At 56.1% G+C, this 14,164-nt stretch carries 13 protein-coding genes; 6 read left to right on the forward strand and 7 right to left on the reverse strand.

The window, feature by feature from the left end; genetic code table 11:
- Window positions 1-15: 15 nt before the first annotated feature.
- The 7 genes from NIZ92_RS14125 to NIZ92_RS14155 form a co-directional block, all read right to left on the reverse strand.
- On the reverse strand, window positions 16-1,293 hold the full coding sequence (locus tag NIZ92_RS14125) for a pilus assembly protein CpaF (RefSeq protein ID WP_230940642.1): 1,278 nt from the start codon (window positions 1,291-1,293) through the stop codon (window positions 16-18).
- Between the two features lie 17 nt (window positions 1,294-1,310).
- On the reverse strand, window positions 1,311-2,645 hold the full coding sequence (locus tag NIZ92_RS14130) for a type II and III secretion system protein family protein (RefSeq protein ID WP_009459514.1): 1,335 nt from the start codon (window positions 2,643-2,645) through the stop codon (window positions 1,311-1,313).
- A gap of 84 nt (window positions 2,646-2,729) precedes the next feature.
- A complete protein-coding gene (cpaB, locus tag NIZ92_RS14135) occupies window positions 2,730-3,683 on the reverse strand; it encodes a Flp pilus assembly protein CpaB (RefSeq protein WP_203145587.1) in 954 nt (317 codons plus the stop codon).
- A complete protein-coding gene (locus NIZ92_RS14140; RefSeq protein ID WP_247966580.1) occupies window positions 3,683-4,171 on the reverse strand; it encodes a TadE/TadG family type IV pilus assembly protein in 489 nt (162 codons plus the stop codon). The genes cpaB and NIZ92_RS14140 overlap by 1 nt, the downstream gene beginning before the upstream one ends.
- Window positions 4,168-4,707, reverse strand: a complete 540-nt coding sequence (locus NIZ92_RS14145) for a TadE family protein (protein ID WP_080748068.1) — start codon at window positions 4,705-4,707, stop codon at window positions 4,168-4,170. Before NIZ92_RS14145 ends, NIZ92_RS14140 begins: the two co-directional genes overlap by 4 nt.
- Complete coding sequence (locus NIZ92_RS14150; protein WP_321217347.1) at window positions 4,689-5,198, reverse strand: prepilin peptidase; 510 nt, start codon at window positions 5,196-5,198, stop codon at window positions 4,689-4,691. Before NIZ92_RS14150 ends, NIZ92_RS14145 begins: the two co-directional genes overlap by 19 nt.
- A 66-nt stretch (window positions 5,199-5,264) precedes the next feature.
- Complete coding sequence (locus tag NIZ92_RS14155; protein WP_254002125.1) at window positions 5,265-5,465, reverse strand: Flp family type IVb pilin; 201 nt, start codon at window positions 5,463-5,465, stop codon at window positions 5,265-5,267.
- 683 nt (window positions 5,466-6,148) lie between these two features.
- Here NIZ92_RS14155 and NIZ92_RS14160 point away from each other — a divergent pair.
- From NIZ92_RS14160 to NIZ92_RS14185, 6 genes are all read left to right on the forward strand, one after another.
- Window positions 6,149-7,900 carry a ShlB/FhaC/HecB family hemolysin secretion/activation protein gene (locus NIZ92_RS14160; RefSeq protein ID WP_238441761.1) on the forward strand — a complete coding sequence of 584 codons (1,752 nt, stop codon included), beginning with the start codon at window positions 6,149-6,151 and terminating at the stop codon, window positions 7,898-7,900.
- A gap of 338 nt (window positions 7,901-8,238) precedes the next feature.
- Entirely contained in the window at window positions 8,239-9,963 is a 1,725-nt protein-coding gene (locus NIZ92_RS14165; RefSeq protein WP_254002126.1) for a collagen-like triple helix repeat-containing protein, read from the forward strand.
- Complete coding sequence (locus tag NIZ92_RS14170) at window positions 9,960-10,550, forward strand: MarR family winged helix-turn-helix transcriptional regulator (RefSeq protein WP_254002127.1); 591 nt, start codon at window positions 9,960-9,962, stop codon at window positions 10,548-10,550. Before NIZ92_RS14165 ends, NIZ92_RS14170 begins: the two co-directional genes overlap by 4 nt.
- A 232-nt stretch (window positions 10,551-10,782) precedes the next feature.
- Complete coding sequence (locus NIZ92_RS14175; protein WP_254002128.1) at window positions 10,783-12,594, forward strand: collagen-like triple helix repeat-containing protein; 1,812 nt, start codon at window positions 10,783-10,785, stop codon at window positions 12,592-12,594.
- Window positions 12,595-12,697: 103 nt separating this feature from the next.
- Entirely contained in the window at window positions 12,698-13,576 is an 879-nt protein-coding gene (locus NIZ92_RS14180; RefSeq protein WP_254002129.1) for a hypothetical protein, read from the forward strand.
- A 12-nt stretch (window positions 13,577-13,588) separates the two neighbouring features.
- Window positions 13,589-14,113 (forward strand): MarR family winged helix-turn-helix transcriptional regulator, encoded by a 525-nt coding sequence (locus NIZ92_RS14185; RefSeq protein WP_254002130.1) that lies wholly within the window; start codon window positions 13,589-13,591, stop codon window positions 14,111-14,113.
- The last annotated feature ends 51 nt before the right edge of the window (window positions 14,114-14,164 follow it).

Raw genomic sequence — 14,164 nt, forward strand, 5'->3', positions numbered from 1 at the left:
CATGCTTGGGCCTGTTCAGCCCCCGAACCTGAATTTCAACCGTCCCAAAACCGTACTGACCTTGTTTTGTGACAGCCCCTGCCTGCGCCCCGTCAAACCCGATGCCAAACTTTGCAAGGCACGGGTATAGGGGTCCTTCTCATCTACTTGCACCAGAATCTTGCCCAGACCGGCGCTGCGCATATGCCCAAGACGCCGATCCGGCAGCACGGCGGCCAACTCCAGATCAAAGCGCTCGGCAATGGCCTGCCCAGAAAAACCGTAAGCTGGATCAAACTGATTCACCACCAGACGCACATTGGCCAGCGCATCGAACTGCGCACGCAAGGCCATGAACTCGGCCAGAGACACCAGCGCCCCCATGCTTTGGTCTGTGACCACCAGCACCTCGTCCACCAGCGATTCCAGTTCCACCAGAAAACGCGGATTGGGAAAACCGCCAGCATCAATCACCAGGCAGCCCATGCGTTCACGCAAATAACTGCACAAACCCAGCGAATCTTCCAGACTGATTTGATTCAAGGTATTCACATCGGCGGGCAAAGACAGCAGGTTCAAGCCGCTGCTGTGTTGTGCCAGTGCCGAATGCAACATGGTGTCGTCCATTCGATGACGCTGTGATGCCGCCTGAATGAAGTCAAATTCCGAACCCAGGCCCATGTACAAGGCACAGTCCCCGGTAGGTGCTCCCAGATCCAGCAAACCGACTCGCTCGGACAGCGGCACCAGTTCAACCGGCAAGGGCTTGGCCGACGTCAAACCTCGTACTTCCTTGCCCATGCGGTTCATCTCTTGTTGCAAGAGCCAGGCCAGACTGCTGGCAGCGGTACTGCAACCGACACCAATACGCGCGCCCATCAACAGCACACTGCGAAAAGGCTTGTCCAGCAAAGGGCTGTGCTGGGTCTGACCCAGCTTTTCAATCAATACCTGCAACTGATGATGCAGATCTTCATTCGTGTCCAGGTTCAGGAACTCGTTGGCACCCGCCCGCAAGGCATTGACGGGGCCTTGGGGCACGGATGCCCGCCCTACCGCCACACGCTGCACACTGGCATCAAGCCGCGCCAGACTGCGTACCAAACTTACTACCTGTCCGTTCTCTTCCCCATGCTGTCCATGAACAAAGTCAAAAAACACCAAAGGTTCCGCTTGCTTGGCCAGCTCCCGGCGCAAACTCTCGGTCGTGGGCTCAATCGCCCTTACCGTCAGGAGCCCGGCAGCTGCCGTGTTGATCATCACAGCCAGCTCGGGGTGCTCTGTACACAAGAGGTATTCCCGATATCGTTGCACGTCACCACTCCACGCGCTTAGCGCGAAAACCCTGGCATCTGCTCGTAACCATGGCGGCCCAGCAAGAAATAGCCCCAGGCATTGGGTGCGTCATCCAGTTTTTCCTGACGACCACCCGGCAAGGCAATCGTGGCGCCTTTCTGGATAGGTTTGATCAGACGGGGAGTGACGACAATGACCAGTTCCAGCTCTTTCTGGCTGTACTGCACGTTGCGGAAAAAACTACCCAGAATCGGCAAATCCCCCAGGAAGGGAATCTTTTTGACGGCAGCGGCGGTTTGGCGCGACACCAGCCCGCTGATGATGTAGCTTTGGCCATCACCCAGCTCAATAGTTGTATCGGCTCGACGGGTACGCAAAGAAGGCATCACACCGCCACCGGGCATTTGCACCACATTCGAGTAATCCAGATCACTGGCTTCAGGGGCAACCTTCAGGGCAATACGCTCGGGAGACAGCACCGTTGGCGTTACCGTCAGACCGATCCCGAAAGGTTTGTATTCCACCGTCGTTGTTCCCAAACCGCCCGAACTGGGGATAGGAATTTCGCCACCGGACAAAAAGCTGGCGCTATGACCTGACATGGCCACCAAAGTCGGCTCGGCCAGCACACGGGCCAGGCCATTTTGCTCCAGCAGATTCAAGGTCGCACTGAAGTTGCTCGAGTTGTACCCCAGGCTCAATCCACCCGTTAGAGCCTTGGGCAACAAGTTCACCCCGCCCGACCAGGGCTTGCCGCCAATGGCATTGGCACTCAGGCCAATGTCTTTCATGACTTCGCGGGAAACTTCCACCACTTTGACTTCCACCTGCACCATGCCACTGGTGCTGACCTCGGACAGGTCCAGCACCGGCGCATCCGGACCAGCGCCGGAGCGTGCGGCGGCCATGGCATCCTGGTGATCCAGCAAAGAGGGGCTGCTACCCGTAATCAAGGACTGCTGCCCGGCGCTGGACACCTGCGCCGACATAGGGCGACCCGCCTGTGCCAGTTGCTGTTGCACTTGACTGGTCACCTCAATCGTCCAGCGATCCGGATTCGTGCGACCAGGCATCCAGACACGCAAATCAGCCGTACCCGCGCGTTTGCCGATCAGGAGCACCTCGCCGCGCTGCCCAGCCGATGCAGACAGAATTTGCACATCCGCCACGCTTTCATCGCTGATCGCCACACGCTGCGGAACTTGCGACAAACGCAAAATATCCTGATCGTTGGCCACCAGACGTATCACCTTCTGACTGGCGCTGGTTTGGGCCGTTTGCGCCATCACCGGCACCGGTGCCAAACCCGACAAGCAGAGCGCATACCAGCACCCCAAACCCAGACCTGCTTTTTTGATTTTCTGTCTCATGTGTTTAATCCATGCTGCCTTGCGTCGCGTCTCGTCAGCCCTCACAGGCAGGCTGACCCGTCCCCACAACAAGCTCTGTATTGCTTAATACTGAATGACCTCTAAACGGCCCCCGCGAATAACTTCCGTGCGGCGCGGCGGCGCAGCATGCGGTTCTCCGCTGGCCAGGGCTCGTGCCTGCACCTGTTCTTTTTCGGTCTGGCTGATTGCAAATTCACGCAAGCCCAAACCGGCCATGGCGCGGTTATCCGGCAGTTTCAAGGCATCGCGCTGATCCGCATCCAGACCAGCACGCGCGGGAATCAGACCCGCAAATTCAGGGAACAAGGAGGCGTCCGGCAAGCTCTCGTCCTTGGGAGCACGCAAGACCAGTTGCAGGCTGCCGCTACGGCTGGCCAGCAGGAGTTCGTTCACCGACTCCAGGGGGACGGCCAGCATGGCGTGGCGCGCCTGAGTCTCGGCACGATTCGTCGCATTGGCCTCTGCCGGATCTGGCCCGGACAGCGAAGCGCCGCCATAGGCCAGCACGCGCACACGCGACATCAACAGGCGGGCCTGGGTGTCATTGACTTCGTTGTTGCTGTTAAAGGTAATGAAGATATCGACCAGATCGCCCGGCTCTACCCTGTGGCTGGCGCCAGTAATCACATCAATGGGAATGCTGACGGCGCGCTCACCCTCTTCCAGATAGCTGGCCAGACTTTTGGCGATGAAGCTGCTTAACACTGGCTGCCCTTGGCCCAAGTCAAAACGCAGGGTTTTCCCGCTCAAGGCTTCCAGCGTGTTGAAAGACTGGGCAGGGGCCGCAGGCCACTGCGCCAATTCCAGGGCATCAGCCTGCAAGGTTTCCCCCGCTTTCACATCCCGTTTGAGCACGACCACCGCCTGCAAGTTGGCTGCTGGCTCTACGCTTTGCGTGCTGAGCACAGGCTGGACCACCTCGGGTTTGGGCTTCATGCCCAGGTACAAGGCAAACGCAACCAATACGGCTGCGATCAGCAATAAAAGGACTGCCGCCCCCTTCATAATGCCGCTCATTAATGTGGTCTCCTGAGTACGAGTAGTGTCTTGGCGCTTAAGCTGCGCAATTGATCTGCCTGACCCTCTTCAGGCCTGAACAGATCCAGGGTTTGAGAAAGAATTCCGGGTTCAAGCTCCAGCTTCAGGGAAAGCTGGGCGCAGTCATACTGAGGCTCCGAGGCACAAGCCTGGGATTGAACATCCGCACTCAGGTCGCCAAACCAATGCAAGAACGCGTCGCTCTTGGCTTGGCCCCTGCCATAGTTCTTGGCCAGTTCCTGATTTATAAAAGGCGCGATCTCATCGGCGTTCTTGACCTGCATCGTCGCTTGGCGAGAAAGATCGCCGACCAGATGGTCCATTTTTTGCTTGGCCAGAAACAAGGAACTGAAGGTGATGATGCCGCTGAAGATCAACAACAGAATCCCCACCATCAAGGCAAACTCGATGGCAGCAACGCCTTGCTGACGTTGTGCAGCAGGAAGGAAACAGGCGGCACGTGTCATGGCGTGTCTCCCGCTGTGCCCACTTCACCGGCAACCAGCAGATTGATCTGCGCATTGCCCTTTAACTGTTCGGGCACAACCAGCGCAAACAAGGTATCGGGAGCAAAACGAGGAATCAGGGGGGCTTGGAGGTAGTCGTACACAATCCCCACACGCAGCTCATCACTGAGCAAATCTGTGGTGATGCGCACATGCTCACTACCTACCCAAGTGCTTAGCCACTGAACCTGATCGGCGGCCACTTCCTTGGCCCGATTTACTCGTGCTTGCAGGCGATCCGGACTGAGCATGGGGCCACCCGGACCTGCGCCTGGCTCCAGCAAAGCAGCGCGGGCACCGGATTCGGCCGCAAAATTAAGAGACTGCTGGGCGGTCATGATCAGACCGAACGTCAGCAAGCCATACATGAAGAGAAACAACAATGGAAAAACCAATGCAAATTCCAGTGCGTAGGCTCCGTATTGGTATTTTTTATCTACGCCACGCCGTTTTGCTAATTGGCCCTCTCGTGGGGGCTTTATTGATTTTGCATCCATACCCACCCCATTGTTGCAAGGGATAACCAGGCCCCTAAAGGCACACTACGCGCCTTGACGCGGGTTCCCGGCAAAGCAAATCCGTACTTACGTTCCAAGGATGGAATCAGCACCAGCACCAAGGCATGCAAACCCGCCAGTACCGTGCCAAACAACACCACCATGCCTGCTTCCTTCCACCCCAGGGCCAGGCCCAGCACGGCCATCAGCTTCACATCGGCCGCACCCATCAAACGCAATAACCAGATTGGATAAAACACGATCAAGGCGGCGGCAAAACCGATCAGGGAGTCCCCCCAGCCCGCCACCCATCCCCAGGGAAGGCCATAGGACACACTGACAAAAACCTTGTGCAACAGAACCGCCAAACCATAAAAAACTAATAAGGCATTAGGGATTTTCCGGAGCTTCAGATCGCTATAGATAATCTGAGCGGAAAAGAAAAGCAGAATAAAAATAAAGGAAAGCTTAATTAAAACGGGCATAAGCATCAGCCATTCAAGCTAAAAGGCACAGCCAGGATTGAAGTGGCTGATGCTCAAACAGATTAAATGAAATCAATCAGTACCAGCAGCTGCCCCGTCTGTTGTGCCCTTCTTAATGGCTTTAGAAACAGCACCAAACATTGCCTTTAGGTCTGTTCCTACAGCCGTGAGCGTAGCAATAATCGCCACAGCGATCAGCCCTGCGATCAGGCCGTACTCAATAGCCGTTGCACCGTCTTCATCGTTCCAGAATTGCTGAAGTTGAGTCTTCATGACTGTCCCCATTCAAAAAGAAAAAATTACCCTCAACAGCGAGGATTCAAGGCCCCTTGGGGCACAACACTTTGCCAACTTTGGCAACTTCCACTGCTAACTGTTATCAATTTTTGTATTTTTCAGTTGAAATCATCTTAAACCCATGTATGTATCTGTTTTTACTAGGGTTTACGTGTAACAAACATCAAATACACAAACGAATTCTAGCCCAAAGATACGAAAAACGCATGATTGTGTATTTACAACAGCCAATTTCCCATAGAAAAAGGCCAAAAAACAGCTAATTTGAAACCTTTACTTACCTGTATTGTGTCGAAGTTTGTTAATGTTACTGTTTTTATCATTTCAGAATGCAACAGAAAAACTGACCGGCTACTGCTGCAAGACGTCTGCAAGCCAGCTTTAATTACTTGAAAGAAAGTAGCTTTTTTTCAATTTATTGCTGTTAGCAAGGGAAAACCCGCGCAGCCTCAACTAAGCATGAATACAGACATACAAGACTGTTTGCTAACGAGCTAAATCAGGGCTATTTTTTTTACGTTTCAAAATGTAATAGTTAAAGTATTTTAAAGCACTAAGAGGAAATACCCTGCTTTCAAACAGCAAAAAGTGACAGCGAAGTTAAACTACGGCACAGTAGAAAAAAGCGCCCGATTTACAGCGAATAATGATTAATGAATATGAATCCCAAGCATCACTTGTCACTGGCCTTCCTTAGAAAAAAAAATCCCAGCCTGATTGTGAGCTTGGGATTATTTATGGGGCTGGCCGCTACTGGTTCAGTAAGTTGGGCGGACGCCCCCTTGCGGGGGAACCCGGTCGACTCTTTGCCGCCCATTAATGCACCGGCCCCCAGCACGCGTGCGCCATCTCTAAACATTCCGCCCGCTGCCGCCCAGACTCAATTGCAGCAGCAACTACAGCTGCAAGTGGTGGTGCGCAGCTTTGATGTCAGCGGCAGTCGCAGCATTCCTTTTGAACAGATCACCGCGATTCTGGAACCGCTGGCCGGTAAAACGCTTAGCATTGCCCAGCTGATCAACGAGGTGAACAAGATCACCGCCCTGTATCAGCAGCAGGGCTACCCCCTGTCTTTTGCCATCTTGCAGCAACAGGACTTTGCGCAAGGACACATCAAAGTCACGGTGGTGGAAGGGCATGTAGGCAGTGTTCGTATTGAAGGCGATCCAGGTCGCAGCCAGGCTCGCATCGAGCGTATCGCCAAAGCCATGGTGGATGAAAAGCCGCTTACCCAGCGCACGCTGGAGCGCACCATGAATCTGCTGCGCACCGTTCCGGGCCTGAAAATAGATCCCAAGCTGGACATGCCCGTACGTACTGATGGCGCCTCCGAGCTGGTCATCAATGCACAGCACAAATCTTTCAGCGCAAATGCCAGCGTGGCGGAAATGGGCTCCAGCAAACAGGCTCTGGTGCAGTTAAGCGCCAATAGCCTGACGCCTTTGGGCGAAGAGCTGAAGCTGACTGCCGCCATCCCCACCAGCTCTGAGGACGTGAAGTACGTCAGCGGCAACCTGACCATTCCCCTGACCGGTAATGGCTTGAATCTGGAGATTGATGGCTATCACTACCGTTCCAAGCCGCGTGATGAAGTTCTGGAAAGCCAGGGCTGGAACCGCAAGGTCATCAACGAACGTATCGGGGCGGCGATCAGCTATCCCTTTATTTTGAACAATCAACGCAGTCTGAAAGGCACGGCAGGTTTTTATGCCAGTCGCTCCCTGGACGACTACACCCACAAGACGCTGGACAATGTCTGGATCGAGAACACCACCGACGTGCGCGCCCTGAAGGCTGAGTTGCGCTATACCGATGCCTCGCAGCGTCAATCTCGCGAGGTCAATCTGGGGGTGTACAAGGGTCTGGATGCCATGGGCGCCCGCAAGTCTCTGAACACCTACTTGCAACGTGACGCCGAGTCCGATCTGGACTTGGACTTCACCCGCTGGACCGCCTCTTTCAAGCAGAATCTGGCCTTGCCAGGGCAGTTTGGCATGAGCTTTTCGGCCAGCGGCCAGTACAGCTCAAACGTCCTGCCAAACTCCGAACAGGTTTCTTTTGGTGCCTGGCGACATGGCTATGGCTATCCGCAAGGCGAGCTGGCTGGCGATAAAGGCATAGGCGCCACGCTGGAAATCAATCGACGCTTTACGAACTCCTCCACCTGGCTCAACAACATTCAGCCCTATATTGCCTATGACTGGGCACGCGCCTGGTACAACCTGGAGCGACTGAACAGCTATAACAATCGACGCCTGCGTTCCGCTGCCATTGGTGTACGGCTGTCCAATAACAAACACTATCTGTTTGACATCAACGTCGCCAAACCGCTGGGCGATTTGCCGGTTAACTCCGACAAACGCAAAGTGCGCTTGAACACCAACTTTCTGTTCTTCTACGACGGTTTTTAGCAGGCATCCTGCCGGTACCCTTACTGCCGATTTTTCCCCAAGGCCATCGCAAGATGGCCTTTTTTGTTTTCCATTTCGGCAGATTCCGGCCTCAGGTGTTACGAAAAACGTTACGTAACAGGAACGGAACACCCCACAAAAACAGCCCTAAACACGCTCACACCGACCCTGTTTTTTGATGAAATCCTGATCCACAAAAACCAGAAAAACTCACAACACACTGATTAACAACAACAAAAATAAAACACAACAACAAAAACAGAACTTGGCACGCTACTTGCTTCATGTCTATCAACAGCCCTTGAAGGGCGTGCTTACACTTCAAATCGGAGTCAGACATGAAAGCAAGGAATTCAGCAAGAAACGCCTCGGTACAACGCAACTTGCAACGTGCCGTTGTCGCTACATTGGTCATCAGCGCCGCCGTTCTGGCCGGTTGCTCCTCGCGCGGCGGTGTTCGCGACGGCCTGGATGTGTCGGTTCGCCCCCCTGTTGTTGACCCTAACCTGCCCAAGCCCGGTGACGGCGGTACCGGCGGTGGCGACAACGGCGGCGGCAATAACGGCGGAAACAACGGCGGTGGCAAGGACACTAGCCTGACCCAAAATGCACTGGGCAATCTGGGCCAGGCTGTCGACAACGTAGTGCCTTTGAACCTGAGCAAAACAGGCAATCAACTGGGCAAAACGCTGGATGGCGCGCTCAAGCCCGTTACCAATATCGTGACGGATGCCACACGCACCGTCGGTGGTGTGACCGGACTGGGGCAGCCCGTCAACGGCTTGACTACTCAAGTCGGCGGTGTAGTGACCAATCTGGGCGATCAACTGGGCAAAACCGGCCTGCCCCTGAACCTGGGTGAGGGTGCGGGCGGTCTACTGTCCCACTTGGGTCAAGCCGTGGGTTCGGTCGGCGGCTTGCTGGTCAACGATCCCAAGAATCCCAATCCACTGGGCAACACCTTGCACCACGCCACCAAAGGCATAGAAGTGCTGACCGGCTCCTTGCTGGGAGAAGGCAGCCTGCTGCATCCATTGACAGCGCAGCTAGGCCTGGGGGGTATCTTGTTGGCAGAGGGGGGAGAGCCTGTCCTGCAGCCTGCACTGGGCAATATCGGACAAACCGTAGATAACATTCTGCCACTGGGGCTGAACCCTATTCTGGGTGATGTGGGCGGTGCTTTGGACAACACGGTAGCGCCTGTGGTTGCCACCGTCACTAATGTGACCCAACAAGTGGGGGATGGCCTGGGTGTTGGCCGACCCATCAACGCCTTGCTCGGTGGTGTTGGCAGCGCTTTGGGTAATGTGGGCAGCCAACTGGACAATGCAGCACCTCTGGGGCTGGGCGGTGTGGTAGGCCATTTGGGTCAGGCCGTCGCCTCGGTGGGTGGTGTACTGCACAAGACTGATGCAAATACCAACCCCCTGGGTAATACCTTGAATCACGCCACCCAGGCCGTCGCCTCCCTGACGGGCGGACTGGGCGGTATCACAGGTGGAGAAGGTGGTGGCTTGCTGGCACCCGTTACCGGACTGTTAGGTGGTGTAGGTGGCGGCGATGGTGCTAGCGGTGGATTGCTGGCCCCTGTCACCAGCTTGGTCGGTGGACTAACTGGTGGCTTGGCTGGCGGCGACGGCGCGAGCGGCGGCTTGCTCTCCCCTGTCACCAATCTGGTCGGTGGATTAACTGGTGGCTTGAGTGGCGGTGACGGCGCGGCCGGCGGCTTGCTCTCTCCCGTCACCAATCTGGTGGGCGGTTTGACTGGTGGCCTGACGGGTGGTGATGCCTCCAACGGTGGCTTGCTGGCTCCTGTCACGGGTCTTTTGGGTGGCATCACAGGCAGTGTTTCGATCGGTGGTGGCGCAGCAGCAGAAGGTCAGGCTGGTGGTGGATTGCTGGCACCCGTTACCGGTTTGGTCGGTGGTCTCGTCGGTGGCCTGACAGGTGGCGTCAACGTACAGGCAAACGCTGGCGCAGCCGGCGGCGAACAAGCCAATGGTGGTTTGCTGTCCCCGGTAACTGGTCTGCTCGGTGGCTTGCTGGGAGGTGGCCGGAAATGATGAATAAAGTCATGAACCCGGTCAGTTTGCCAGTGAGCTTTCATCCTGGCGCCCAAGGCGCCGGGGCTCGCTCCAGCTGGTCCTCACACAGCGATGAGCAAAGCATGTTGTCAGAAAAGATGTTGATGGATCTGGGCAAAATGCTGGGCCGTCAGTTCACCATCTACGCAGAAGCCCTGAAAGCCAGCTTGGCCGAAGAAGCGAATATCCCCTTGAATGATTTCAAAGCACTGGAATACATCATGGAATTCGATGCATTGCCTACAGGTCAGTTGGCTCATTTGATGGACTTGAGTGCCAGCGGTGTCAGCGCCCTGATCAACCGTCTGGAACACAGGGGCTACATTACCCGCGGCCGCCACCCCCTGGACAAGCGTGTGATTGCCTTGCATCCGGTAATGGACAAATGCCGTGAAGTCCTGGCTGTGAAGGAACGTGCTATCAACCAGGCAATCAACACGGCGGCGAATCAAAACCCTGCCCAGCTGATTGCCATGTACGACTTTCTGGTCGACAGCATGAGCACCTTCAGGCAAAACACCAAAGCCTGGCTGGATGCCAAGGCCCTGGTGCCACGAGCCTCCTGAGCACCCTGCTCAGCCTCTACGGAACCGCTGCTTGTCAGCGGTTCTTTTTTTGTTACGTAACACGTTCCGCCCAGCCCCTAAAACCCGTAACAAATAGCCCTCTTTTTTTCCTCTACTTTTCGCCAAACCCAGCTTACATGCGGCCTGCAGGCAAGCCAATAAATTGGCACGTGAATTGCTTAACTAGACTCAGGAAGCAAGCAAGTCCCCCGATCATTTATTGGAGCAAGCAATGCATAAAAATACAGACAGCAAGAAACCAGGCCTGCGCCTGACACTCCTGGCCACCCTTATGGCCAGCACTTTAGCGCTGACTGCCTGCGGCAGTTTATCCGGTGGTGGTGGCAGTAGTGGCAGCGGTGGCGGCGGATCGGAAACCCCCACCAATCCAGGCCCAGGCACTGGTGGCGGCGACAACGGCGGCGGCGATAACGGCGGCGGCGACAACGGCGGTGGTGACAACGGCGGTGGCGATAACGGCGGTGGCGATAACGGCGGTGGTGACAACGGCGGTGGCGATAACGGCGGTGGCGACAACGGCGGCGGTGACAACGGCGGTGGCGATAACGGCGGTGGCGATAACGGCGGTGGCGATAACGGCGGTGGTGACAACGGCGGCAATCCCCCCACGCGTACACCGGGCCCACTGGAAACCACTCTGAATAATGTAGGTGAAGCCGTCGACAACGTCCTGCCAGTCGGCTTGCAAGATACCGGCGGCAAACTGGGCAAAACACTGGATACCGTAGTCGCTCCTGTCGTGGACACGGCAACAGGCCTGACTCAACAAATTGGTGGCGCAACCGGCTTGGGCCAACCCATCAATGGTCTGACACAGCAAGTTGGCGGCGTCGTCACCAACTTGGGCGAGCAATTGGGTAACAGCGGCCTGCCCCTGAATCTGGGCCAGGGTGTTGGAGGCTTGCTGAGCGGTCTGGGCAATGCCGTGGGTAGCGCAGGCGGCCTGCTTCACGCTGATGCAAACAATCCTAAGCCGCTGACAGCCGTACTGGGCCATGCAACCAGCGGTGTTGCTGCACTGACAGGCTCCCTGCTGGGTGAAGGCAGTCTGCTGTATCCCCTGACAGGACAATTGGGGCTGGGCGACTTGCTCAATGGTGCTGATGCTGCCCCTATCCTGGAACCTGCCTTGGCAAATGTAGGCCAGACAGTCGACAACATTTTGCCCATTGGCTTGAACCCCATCCTGGGCAATGTCGGCGAGACCCTGGACACCGTAGTCGCTCCTGTTGGTGCAACGGTCACTCATGTCACCCAACAAGTGGGTGACGGTCTGGGTGTTGGTCAGCCTATCAATGCTTTGCTGGGTGGCGTAGGCAGCGCCCTGAGCAATGTGGGTACGCAGATTGATGGCGCAACCCCTCTGGGTCTGGGCGGCACCGTTAACCACTTGGGTCAGGCTGTTGCCTCGGTCGGTGGCCTCTTGCATAAAACAGATACCAACACGAACCCGCTGGGCAACACCCTGAATCACGCCACACAAGCTGTCGCCTCCTTGACTGGCGGGCTGACAGGTAATGGGGAAGGCGGGCTGCTCTCGCCAGTAACCGGCTTGCTCGGCGGACTGACTGGGGGTTTGGGCGGTGGTGATGCTGGCAACGGTGGCTTGCTGGCCCCTGTGACCGGCCTGCTCGGTGGTTTGACGGGTGGTCTGGGTGGCGGCGACACAGCCAACGGTGGCTTGCTGTCTCCCGTGACGGGCCTGGTCGGTGGTTTGGTAGGCGGCCTGGGCGGCGGTGATGCAGCCAATGGCGGTTTGCTGGCGCCCGTGACGGGCCTGGTCGGTGGTTTGACTGGCGGCCTGGCAGGCGGTGATTCAGCCAATGGCGGTTTGCTGGCTCCCGTGACAGGCCTGGTCGGTGGTTTGGTGGGCGGCCTGGGCGGCGGTGCAACTGTTTCCGTAGATACCAGCGCCTCGGGCAGCGTCAACGCTGGTGGTGGAGCCGCTGCAGGCACCAACAATGGCGGCTTGCTGGCACCGGTAACCGGACTGCTCGGTGGACTGCTGGGCGGCCCTCGCTAAGCACGGGGGATGGGGCGTACCCCGCCCCATTCCTATCCCCCAGGAACTCACTATTTCACTTCTGAAATGTCTGAGCAACCCTGATCTTCAAATGGAGTAAGTCATGATCACAAAGACACGTTTTACATCCAGCAGGATCGTTGTGCTCAGCCTGACAGCCAGTCTCTTTTCCATGACTGCACAGGCCGATGTTATAGGAGCAAATACTCTGGCCATTCCCGCGGGTCTAGCCTCGAATCAAAATCTACTTACCAGTAACCTTCTATCCGCTCCACCGTCTGGCACATTCGCAACGAGCTTAGGCAATGTCGGTCAAGCAGTCGATAACGTTACTCCTTTTAGGTTACGACCTGTAGCTATAGACATTGGGGCGACGCTTGATTCAGAAGTAAACATGCAAGATATACAACGTTGGTCGGATCGCGTTATGGAGGCAATCGACCTTAGACGAGTCACGGACGACACAGGCAAAGCCCTAGATCTTGCAGGAAACAACGTTGATTTACTAGGTGAACTCCTCGCACAATCCTCACTTCCTCTAGAGATTGGGCCCGCTGCAGGAAAGCTGCTATATGGCGTCGGTGGCACTGTCAGCAGCGTAGGCGATTTTCTCCGTAACCCCCCAGATAACCCTTACTTCATTACGAACACGTTAAATCACTTAACCAGCAGCCTCGCCAATGCAACCGATGCTCTAGCCCAAGGTGGATTTCCACTGCAAGCTGGTGATGGGCTACTCAATGGCTTGGTCGGCAGCAATGCAACCAACACCAACTTACTCGCCCCAGTTACCAATCTGGTCAGTGGTTTAACAGGTGGATTAGGCAGCAATGACGTTGCCAACACAGGCCTACTCGCACCCGTTACCAACGTGGTCAGCGGCTTAACTGGCGGACTAGGCAACAATGACACTGCCAACGCAGGCGTACTCGCACCGGTTACCAACTTAGTAAACGGACTACTAAGTGGTGGAGCACATTAAGGATTAGTGCGTATGCCGCATAAACTGCCCCTGACGACACGCTGGACCGAAACCAAGAGTCAGGAGGAGATCCTGTCAGGGCATATGCAAGGCGACATTGTGCGCATGATGGTGCGTCAGTTCGATGTCTATATGGAAGCCAACAAGCACGAACTGGCACAAGAAGCGGGCCTGAGCCTGAACGAATACAAGGCACTGGAATTTGTACTGGAGCTCAAACACTTGTCACCGGGCAGGCTGGCTCAGCTCCTGCACCTTAGCCCTAGTGGCAACCACGCCCTGATTACCCGGCTGGAGCACGCTGGTTATCTGACTCGCAAGCCACACCCTCGCGATGGACGCATGACTTGCCTCTACCCCAATCAGGAACGATGTAAACGCCTGATCGCCAATATGGAACACGCTGCGCAGCACATTATCAAGGCCACTGCTCAGCACAATCCGGGCCAACTGGCCGCCTTGCACGAGTTTTTGACCGGCAGCATCGGCCATCTCCGTCATGATGCGCTGCACAGACTCAAGCGCAAACCTGACTGAAGATCAGGGACCGGTTTCTTGCTGTTTTGCCCACCAGTACCCCTGGTGGGC

The sequence above is a fragment of the Alcaligenes sp. 1735tsa3 genome, from assembly GCF_024134565.1.
Classification (GTDB): domain Bacteria; phylum Pseudomonadota; class Gammaproteobacteria; order Burkholderiales; family Burkholderiaceae_B; genus Alcaligenes; species Alcaligenes phenolicus.